The sequence below is a fragment of the Streptomyces sp. NPDC001056 genome (genome assembly GCF_053598955.1).
Genome location: NZ_JBSFLI010000069.1, coordinates 1 through 10,256 on the forward strand (window position 1 = coordinate 1; position 10,256 = coordinate 10,256).

Annotated in this window: 6 protein-coding genes; all 6 read left to right on the forward strand. The window is 68.7% G+C overall.

Annotation, left to right across the window (positions count from 1 at the left end; all coding sequences use genetic code 11):
- On the forward strand, positions 1-4,053 hold a 4,053-nt coding region (locus ACWDD7_RS37125; protein ID WP_450460644.1), incomplete at its 5' end, for a non-ribosomal peptide synthetase.
- Positions 4,037-4,255, forward strand: coding sequence for an MbtH family protein (locus ACWDD7_RS37130; RefSeq protein WP_351870150.1), 219 nt, complete (start codon positions 4,037-4,039; stop codon positions 4,253-4,255). The genes ACWDD7_RS37125 and ACWDD7_RS37130, both read left to right, overlap by 17 nt.
- 48 nt (positions 4,256-4,303) lie before the next feature.
- Positions 4,304-5,524 (forward strand): 4-nitrotryptophan synthase, encoded by a 1,221-nt coding sequence (txtE, locus tag ACWDD7_RS37135; protein ID WP_351870147.1) that lies wholly within the window; start codon positions 4,304-4,306, stop codon positions 5,522-5,524.
- Positions 5,525-5,542: 18 nt separating this feature from the next.
- Positions 5,543-6,721: a nitric oxide synthase oxygenase gene (locus ACWDD7_RS37140; protein WP_450460645.1), complete on the forward strand. Its 1,179-nt coding sequence runs from the start codon at positions 5,543-5,545 to the stop codon at positions 6,719-6,721.
- A gap of 26 nt (positions 6,722-6,747) precedes the next feature.
- On the forward strand, positions 6,748-7,755 hold the full coding sequence (locus tag ACWDD7_RS37145) for a class I SAM-dependent methyltransferase (protein WP_450460646.1): 1,008 nt from the start codon (positions 6,748-6,750) through the stop codon (positions 7,753-7,755).
- Positions 7,756-7,936: 181 nt separating this feature from the next.
- A partial coding sequence (locus ACWDD7_RS37150; RefSeq protein WP_450460648.1) for an amino acid adenylation domain-containing protein occupies positions 7,937-10,256 on the forward strand: 2,320 nt, incomplete at its 3' end.

Genomic DNA, 10,256 nt, shown 5'->3' on the forward strand with positions numbered 1-10,256 from the left:
CTGGGCATCCGGAACCTGTTCCAGGCCCCCACCGTCGCCGGTGTCGCCGGCAACCTCCGCACCGGCGGGACCCGGCCGGTTCTGGGAGCACGGCCTCGCCCTGCCCTGCTGCCGCTGTCCGCCGCGCAGCGCAGGCTGTGGTTCCTGGCCCAGATGGAGGGGTCGAGCGCGACCTACAACTCTCCGCTCGCCCTGCGTTTGACGGGGCGGCTGAACCTTCCCGCGCTGCGGGCGGCGCTGTCCGACGTGGTGGACCGGCACGAGGCCCTGCGCACCGTGTTCCCCGAACAGGACGGTGAACCCTTCCAGCGGGTGCTCCCCGCTGCCGAGGCGGTACCGGAGCTGGAGGTCACCGCTGCCGACGAACAGGGCCTGGCCCAGGCCCTGGAGGCGGCGGCCGGCCACCACTTCGACCTGGCCACCGATCTGTTGCTGCGGGCCCGGCTGTTCACCCTGGCCGAGGACGAGTCCGTGTTGCTGCTCCTGAAGCACCACATGGTCAGTGACGGCTGGTCGAACGGGGTGCTGATACGAGACCTGTCGACGGCTTACGCCGCCCGCTGCCGGGAACAGGCGCCCGTGTGGGAGCGACTCCCGGTCCACTACGCCGATTACGCGCTGTGGCAGCGTGAGATGCTCGGTGAGGAGGGCGACCCGGACAGCGTGCTGAACCGGCAGTCCGCCTTCTGGCGCCAAGCCCTGGCCGGGGCACCGGAACTCCTGGAACTGCCCACCGACCGGCCCCGCCCGGCGGTGTCCGGCTATGGCGGTGCCGCCGTCCCCTTCACCATCGACGCCGAGCTGCACACACGGCTGACGGAGGTGGCCAAGGCCCGCGGCTGCACCCTGTACATGGTCTTGCAGGCCGCGTTCGCCGCGCTCCTGACCCGTCTCGGCGCGGGCACGGACATCCCGATCGGATCAGCGGTGGCCGGGCGCGGGGACGACGCCCTCACCGACCTGGTCGGCTTCTTCGTCAACACTCTCGTCCTGCGCACGGACACCTCCGGGGACCCCACCTTCGCCGAGCTCCTGGACCGGGTCCGCGAGAGCGACCTGGCCGCCTACGCCCACCAGGACCTCCCCTTCGAACGACTCGTCGAAATCCTCAACCCGCCCCGCAGCCTGTCCCACCACCCCCTCTTCCAGGTCATGCTCGTTCTCCAGAACAACGACCAGCACGACGCCTCCCTCCACGATCTGGACGTCCACGAGGTGCCGATCGCCCAGTCCAGCGCCAAGATCGATCTCGCCCTGACCGTGGGGGAGGCAAGGGGCGGCGGACTGGCCGGGGCCCTGGAGTACGCCACCGACCTGTTCGACCAGGCCACCGCGGAGAGCGTGTGCCAGTGGCTGACCAGCATGCTCACCGCCCTCGCCCACGACCCCGAGGGCCGCATCAGCGAGGCCGACATCCTCACCCCGCGGGAGCGGCGGCGGACGCTGGTGGAGTGGAACGACACCGACCGTGAGGTCCCCGCGGCCACGTTGCCGGAGCTGTTCGAGGCCAGGGCGGCGGCGGTGCCGGACAGCGTGGCGGTGGTCCACGAGGACACCGAGCTGACCTATGCCGAACTGAACGCCCGGGCCAACCGCCTCGCCCACCACCTGATCGGCTGTGGCATCGGCCCCGAGGACCTGGTCGGGCTGGCGATGCCGCGGTCGGCGCAGATGATCGTGGCGTTGCTGGCGGTGCTCAAGGCGGGTGCGGCGTACTTGCCGATCGACACCGAGTATCCGCCCGAGCGGATCGCGTTCATGCTCGACGACGCCGCCCCCGTGTGCGTGATCACCACCGCTGGTACGGCACCCGGCTTGCCCGCCGGCGCCAAGGTGCTGGCACTGGACGATCCCTCTGCCGAGGCGGCCCTCGCCGCACAGCCGGACACCGACCCCGGTGACCGGGACCGCCGCGCACCGCTGTCCCTGGCCAACCCCGCCTACGTCATCTACACCTCCGGCTCCACCGGACGCCCCAAGGGCGTCACCGTCACCCACCGCGGGATCGCGAGCCTCGTCGCCAACCAGGCCGACCGCTACGACATCGACCCCGACAGCAGGGTCCTCCAGTTCGCCTCCCTCAGCTTCGACGTGACCGTCTCCGAATACTGCCTGTCACTGCTGTCCGGGGCACGGCTGGTACTTCCCCGGGCAACGATGTACGGAGACTCCCTCAGTGACTTCATTCGCGCGCACGGAGTCACTCACGCCCATATCCCACCCGCGGTGTTGAGCAGCCTCCCGCACACGCGCCTGCCGGACCTGCGGGTGTTGATCACGGGCAGCGAGGCGTTGTCGGCCGAGCTGGTGGCGCGCTGGGCGCCGGGCCGGAGGATGGTCAACGCGTACGGCCCCACGGAAGCGACCGTTGACGTGGCGTCCTGGATCTTCGAGGGGCTCACCGAGGGCGAGCAGGTCGACGACATTCCGATCGGCCGTCCTGTGCCCAACACGCGGGTGTTCGTGTTGGACGAGAAGCTGCGGCCGGTTCCGGTGGGGGTCGCGGGCGAGTTGTACGTCTTCGGCGCGGGGCTGGCTCGCGGGTACCTGAACCGGCCGGGGCTGACCGCGGGCCGGTTCGTGGCGAATCCGTTCGGTCCGGCGGGGTCGCGGATGTACCGCACCGGCGATCTGGTGCGCTGGCACGCGCAGGGGTATCTGGCGTTCCTGGGGCGGGTGGACGACCAGGTCAAGGTGCGCGGGTTCCGCATCGAGCCGGGTGAGATCGAGTCGGTGCTGCTGAAGGACGCGGAGGTCGGCCAGGCGGTCGCGGTGGTGCGGGAGGACCGCCCCGGTGACAAGCGGATCGTCGCGTACGTGGTCGCGGCCGCCGGCAGGGCGGTGGATCCGGCCGCGGTGCGCGAGCGCGCCGCGGCGATGCTGCCGGAGTACATGGTGCCTTCGGCGGTGGTGGTGCTGGAGGCGCTGCCGCTGACCGCGAACAGGAAGCTCGACCGCCGGCGGTTGCCCGCGCCGGACCACTCCACCGCCCACGGGCGGGCTCCGCGCACGGAACACGAGAAGGCGCTGTGCGCGCTGTTCGCGGAGGTTCTCGGTCTTGAAGAGGTGTCCGTCGACGACGGGTTCTTCGACCTGGGCGGGCACTCCCTGCTCGCGACCCGTCTGCTCAGCCGCATCCGCGCGGTGCTGAACGTCGAGATCTCCGTGCGCACGCTCTTCCAGGCGCCCACCGTGGCTGCCCTGAGCCGGCAGCTGCATCTCCCGCCCTCGGGTGACGCACTCAGCCCCGTTCTTCCTCTCCGCTCCGCCGGAACGCGTCTCCCGATCTTCTGTGTGCACCCGGTCGGCGGTACGAGCTGGTGCTATTCCGGATTGCTGCGGCACTTCGGACCGGACTATCCGTTGTACGGAATCCAGGCCCGCGGGCTGAACGAGGACTCCCCCCTGCCTCGGTCCATCGAGGAAATGGCCCGCAACTACGTTGACGAAATCCTCGCGATTCAAAAGAATGGTCCGTATCGCCTGGTCGGATGGTCTCTCGGCGGAACCGCAGCCCACGCGATGGCCATAGAATTGCAAAACCGCGGCCACGATGTCGAGTTGCTCGCCCTGCTCGACTCCTCCCCGCACCCTGCTCCTCTACAGGGGGAATCCGCACGCCCTGAAGCCGTTCTCAAGGCCATCATGGAGGCCTTCGGGGCGGAGACCGGGAGCCTGGGTGAATCCCCCAGCCTGGACCAGGCGGTCGCGGTCCTTCAGGAAAAGATGAGCACGCTGGGGTCCTTGACGCGGGAACAGGTGCAGAGAGTCCTTGAGGTGGCCCTGAACTCGGCTCGGGTCGGCAGCCTGCCGCGTTCGGTCGGCCGTATGTCCGGGGACCTGCACCTCTATTCCGCGGCCGGCGGCAATGAGCGCCGTTCAGCGGATGCCGCTGCACTGTGGGCGCGGTATTGCACGGGACAGGTACACGTATACGAAATCGACTGCGCACACGGGGAGATGATGTCCCCCGAGCCGTTGTCGGTCATCGCCAGAACTTTGGTGGCCAGAGTGTGTGAGCTGGAGGGAAACAGGCATGAAGAATCCGTTTGAGCGGGACGACATCGAATACTACGCCCTCGTGAATGAGGAGGGTCAGTACTCGCTGTGGCCCACCACGATCGAGGTTCCCGCAGGATGGAGCGTGACCCGTGGTCCGGCGGACAGGCAGTCGGTCGTGAACTTCATCGAAGAAACGTGGACGGACATGCGACCCAAGAGCCTGGTCGACGCCATGGAAAACCCGGCCCAGTAGCCGAAATCCGAAGTGAATCGTTCGTTTCGAACTCATAGGGAGAATTCCGTGGGAAATCTGTCACCGCTGTCGAATCCTGAGATCATCCCGAACCCCTACCCCGTCTACGCGGACCTCGCGGAGCGGGAGCCGGTCCACTGGTGCGAGGGTTTGAACGCGTGGGCCCTGCTGAGGCATGAGGACTGCGCGAGCGTGCTGCAGGATCCGCGGTTCAAGGCCGAACGCATGGAAGAGATCCTCAGCGGCAAGTTCGACGGTCGGACACTGCCGGCCGACAGCATTTATCACCGGTTCACCAGCAATGTCATGATGTACACGGATGCCCCGCGTCACGGCGCACTGAGGAAATCCACGCTCAGCGGCTTCACGCGGGCGGCCCACGAGCACTACAGCCAGGTCATCAAGCGTGTCGCCGACGATCTGGTCGCCGGCCTTCCGGACGATGCGAAGGTCATCGACGCCGTCACCGAGCTGGCCGAAAAGCTCCCCGTGAGCGCCGCTGTGCACGCCTTCGGAGTTCCCGAGGAGGACCTCGACACGGTGGTGCCGAGCGTGAACAAGGTGATGACCTACTGGTCGGGGCCCCAGGAGCAGCCGGTGGAGCTCGACCACCTGCTTGAGCACCTCACGGACCTGCACACCTACGCGCTCGAACTCGTTCAGGGGAAGCGGGGCAAGGTCGTTGCGGACACGGTCATCGCCCGCCTCGCGGCAGGGCTTGCGGACCAGACCGAAGTCACGCCGGAGCAGACCGTGCATCAGCTGGTCCTTCTGCTGATCGCGCTGTTCGCGCCCACGACGCCGGGATCCCTCGGCAGCGGCACGCTCGCGTTCGCCACGAACCCCGACCAGATCGCACGTTTCCTGGAGAACCCCGCGTGCGTCGACAACGTGGCGAACGAGGTGGTGCGCTACAACGCGTCGAACCAGTTCACGTGGCGCGTTGCGGCGACGGACGTGGAACTGCGCGGTGTCCGCATCAAGGAGGGACAGCGGGTCGCCCTGTTCCTGGGGGCGGCGAACCGGGATCCGAGCGTTTTCGAGAACCCGGACAAGTTCGACCTCGACCGGAAGAACAGCGGCAAGAACCTGTCGTTCGGCTTCGGGCCGCACGCATGTCTCGGCCGGCAGATCGCCAGCCTCGAAATCAGGTGGTTCTTCGTTGCCCTGTTCGCGCGTTTCCCGATGATCCGGCTGGCGGGCAAGCCCGATTGGAACAGCAACCTTGAGTTCCGGTCGCTGCGGTCCCTTCCGCTGAGCCTGGGCTGACGAGGCCCGAGGAAGCCCATGGACACCGAACCGCTCCTGGCAAGCGCTCCCGACCACCAGGCCCCCCGCATCGCGAGGAGCAGGACCGCCGACTTCGACGAAGCGGAGGAATTCCTCCGTCAGTTCCACGCCGAGCAGCCTGAGCAACCTGTCCCCTTCGCGGTGCGTCTGGGACAGGTCGTCGCCGAGATCGACGCCACGGGCACGTACCGGCACACCTCCGAGGAGCTGGCCTTCGGCGCCCGGGTGGCCTGGCGCAACTCCAGCCGCTGCATCGGCCGGGCTTATTGGAACAGCCTTCGCGTGATGGACCGACGGGACGCGACGACGCCCGAGGAGATCCACCGGCACCTCTGTGAACACCTGCGCCGAGCCACGAACGCGGGACGCATCCGCCCGGTCATCTCGATCTTCGCCCCCGACACCCCCGAGCGGCCTGCCCCCAGAGTGTGGAACGACCAGCTCATCAGGTACGCGGGCTACCGTCAGCAGGACGGGACCGTTCTCGGTGACGCGGGGTACGTCGACTTCACCGACGTCGTACGCGAGATGGGCTGGCCGGCCCCTCAAGGTCCCTTCGACATACTGCCGTTGGTCATCGAGACCCCCGACGACAAGCCGCAGCTCTTCGAGCTGCCGGCCGACCTGATCCGTGAAGTGCCCATCACCCACCCGGATCATCCGCAGATCGCGCGTCTGGCGCTGCGCTGGTACGCCGTGCCGGCGATTTCCAACATGCGCCTGCGCATCGGAGGAATCGACTATCCGCTGGCCCCGTTCAACGGCTGGTACATGGGTACCGAGATCGGCGCGCGCAACCTGGTCGACGAGGACCGGTTCAACCTGTTGCCGACCGTCGCCGCATGTCTCGGCCTGGATACCAGCAGCGAGACCACCCTGTGGCGTGATCGCGCGCTGGTCGAGCTGAACGTCGCCGTACTGCATTCCTTCGCCGCTGCCGGTGTCACGATCAGCGACCACCACACCGAATCCCGCCTCTTCCTCACCCACCTGGCCCGGGAAGAACGCAACGGCCGCACCGTGTCCGTGGACTGGAGCTGGATCGTTCCCCCGATCTCCGGCGGCATCACTCCTGTCTTCCACCGCTACTACGACGAAATCGAGCAGCGCCCCAACTTCTACCTCGACGACGAGGCCCGCGCTCGCGGTCGGGGGCAATGCCCGCACGCGCACTGACCACCACAGCAATCAGGAGGACGGCAATGACAGACGCCCAGCAGGCCCGCTCGTGGAAGGTAGCGGCACAGCTCTACAACTCGGCCGTCGCCGCATCGGCCATCGGAGCCGCTTGGGAGTTGGGCGCGCTGGACGAGCTGCACGACAAGGGGGTACTGGACGCCCACGAGTTCGCGGCCCGCAAGGACCTGGACCCGGCGTCGACCCTCGCGATGTTCAGGGCGTTGGCCGCGGTGAAGATCGTGGAAAGGGACGGCACGAGGGTGACCCCCACGGCGGACTTCGCCGAAATCCAGCAGGCACGATCGTTCTTCCACTGGCTCACCAGGGGAAGCGGGGAGTTGTTCCGCCGGATGCCGCTGGTCCTCCAGAACCAGAACCGCGGGGACGAGCTCGATCCGCGAGATCCAGCGGCCGTCACCTATGCGTGCCGCGAGATCAACACCCTCACCTACGATCCCTGGTTCTGGTCGGCCATCGACGGGATCGACTTCGATCTCACCATGGTCGCCGACCTCGGATGCGGTAACGGCGACCGGCTCATCAAGATCCTGCGGCGCCATCCGGGGGCCAACGGGATCGGTGTCGACATCGCCGCCGACTCGCTGAAGGTGGCCGAGTCGGACGCCGTCGGTGCCGGGCTTTCCGACCGCCTGACGTTCGTCACCGCCGACGTGCGAACAATGGATCGCCGTCCCGAGTTCGCCGAGGTCGAACTGCTGACGTGTTTCATGATGGGGCACGATTTCTGGCCGAGGGAACGTTGTATCGCCACCCTCGCCCGCATTCGCGAGATGTTCCCCAACGTCAAGCGCTTCCTGCTCGGCGACGCCACGAGGACGGTCGGCACCCCCGACCACGAGCTTCCCGTTTTCACCCTCGGCTTCGAGGTGGCCCACGACATGATGGGCACGTTCCTCCCCACTGTCGCCGACTGGGAGTCCGCGTTCGCGGAAAGCGGCTGGCGAGTGCGGCACAAGCACTCGATCGACATGACGGTCGGAGAGGTCATCTTCGAACTCGAACCCGCGTGACCTGACGCTCGCAGCCAGTTCGACGCACGCCCCACCCCGTCAGACAACCATGCTCCGAGAAGGTGGCAAGATGCCAGATCCGCACGACGCAAGGCCCCTGCCGGTGACGGTCGCCCAAGAGGGTCTGTTGTTTCATGCGGAAGTCGAGCGGGACCTACGCGGCCTCGACACGACGCAGGTCGTGCTCACTGTGGACGGCCACCTCGACCTGGAGGAGCTCCGCACCCGCGCCGACCGGATCACCAGGGCGCATCCGGAACTGTTCGCCCGCTTCGACCGCGACGCCGTGGGCGGCTCGGTGCGTGTCGCCCGCCCCGAGGCCGGCCTGCCATGGGTGCGGCGGCACGTCTCGGCGGGCGCCGAGGCCGACGCGACGGTCGAGCGGGTGGCAGCCGACGAATGGGAGCGCGACTTCGACCCCACGGGTGACGAACCTCTGCTGCGACTGGTCGTCATCACGACGGGGCAGGGCTCGCGCCACCACCTCGTCCTCACCGGCCATCGCGCGGTGCTCACCCTCCAAGCCGCCTACGACACCCTCGCCACCCTGCTCGGTGGTGACCCGCGGGAAGGGACGCGCGGAACGTCGCAGGAGACCGCGGAGGGAGGGCGGCCGTCGGAGGCCGAGACGCACAGCGCCTGGCGGGAGACGTTGCGCGACCTCGACGAACCCTGCCTGCTCGGTCACGCGGCCGCGACCGTCGCGAACCGGGAGCCGCGGGGAGGATCCGAGTCGCTGTCCGTGCCCGTACCACCCGGTCTCGGCTCGCTTCCCGGCCGTCTCGGCGTCGCGCCCGAAGCGCTTTACCAGACCGTTTGGGCTTTGGTGTGCATGAAGCTGAAGAGCCGCTGGGAAGCGGTTCTCGGCGACGCCGACGACCTTCCCGTCCGGATCGCGGCCGCACCACACGACACGTTCGCCGACGTCGCCCGGCGCACCGACGCACGCAACGGGCTCCTGGCCGGCCACCGCCGTGCGACGGCCGCGACGCTGGCGGACGCGTCGGGGCTCGCGGGTGCCGTCTTCGACACCGCGGTCGTCGTCGACGCCCGTCGTTGGGATGCCGCTTCGCTCGGTCTCGGCGAGACGGGGGACGGCGAGCCCGCCGGCCCGGCCGTGACCGGCGTACGGCTGCGCGACACCACGCACCACGCCGCCACGCTCGTCGTGCGGACTGCCCGCGATGGCGGGCCGCCCAGCGTCGAACTGGTCCACCGGGCCGACCGGCTGGCAGCCGACACGGCTCGCACCGCTGCCGATCTGCTCACCCGCGCCCTGGCCGTGGTGGCCACCGAACCGGGAGTTCGCGTCGGCGCCATCGACTGGCTCGGCGAATCCCTGCGCCGCAGCCTGCTCGTCGACTACAACGACACCGCCGAGCCGCTTCCGCAGGCGCCGCTGCACGAGCTGTTCACCGAGCAGAGAGCCCGGACGCCCGACGCCGTCGCCGTCGTCTGCGAGGGACGAGCGCTCACCTACGCCGGCCTGGACGCGGCCGCCAACCGGCTCGCCCACCTCATCATCGGCCTCGGAGTGAGGCCAGGTGACAACGTGGCCCTCTATCTGGGCCGCTCCGCCGAACTGATCGTTGCCGAGCTGGCCGTGCTCAAGGCGGGCGCGGCGTATGTACCGCTCGACCCGCGCCAGCCCGCACAGCGACTCGCCTGGATCGTCGAGGACGCCGGGGCGACGCTGTTGCTCACCGACCGCCAACCGGCCGAACTGCCTTTCACCTGCGCCATCCCACTGGCTGGCGTCCCGGTCGGCGAAGACGCGGCCCTTGCGGGAGACCCCGGCGCACCGGACGTCGACGTGCACCCGGACCAGTTGGCGTACGTGATGTACACCTCGGGCTCCACGGGTACGCCCAAGGGCGTCGCCAACACGCACCGCAACGTGGCCGAACTCGCCCTCGACCCCTGCTGGGACGCGGCACGGCACCACCGGGTGCTCGCCTACTCGCCGCCCGCTTTCGACTCCTCGACCTATGAGATGTGGGTGCCGCTGCTGCACGGCGGTGGTCTGACGGTCCTGACCGGCGACAAGATCGACCTCGGCGATCTGGCCGGAGCCGTGGCGGAGCACGGCATCACCGCCCTCTATCTGACCACCGCCCTGTTCGACGCCATGGCACAGGAGCACGTCGAGGCCCTCGCCGCGGTGAGGGAGATCTGGACCGGCGGCGACGTGCTGTCGACCGCGGCGCTTCGCCGAGTCCTCGACGCCTGCCCGGACACCACCGTCGTCCACGTCTACGGTCCGACGGAGACGACGGTCTTCTGCAGCTACCAGACCTTCGAACCTCGGGCACGCCCGGCTGCGGAGCTCCACCTGGGCCGCCCCATGGCCAACACCGCGCTCTACGTCCTCGACGAGTCCCTCGCCCCCGCCGCCCCGGGCGTTGTCGGTGAGCTTTACGTGGCCGGGTCGCATCTGGCGAGGGGTTATGTGGGTCGTGCGGGTCTGACCGCGGAGCGGTTTGTCGCCGATCCGTTCGGTG

Bases quoted from the DNA above. Each gene is read 5' to 3' on its own strand.
- ACWDD7_RS37130 (WP_351870150.1), top strand. From the start codon at position 4,037: ATGAAGAATCCGTTTGAGCGGGACGACATCGAATACTACGCCCTCGTG.
- ACWDD7_RS37140 (WP_450460645.1), top strand. From the start codon at position 5,543: ATGGACACCGAACCGCTCCTGGCAAGCGCTCCCGACCACCAGGCCCCC.
- ACWDD7_RS37145 (WP_450460646.1), top strand. From the start codon at position 6,748: ATGACAGACGCCCAGCAGGCCCGCTCGTGGAAGGTAGCGGCACAGCTC.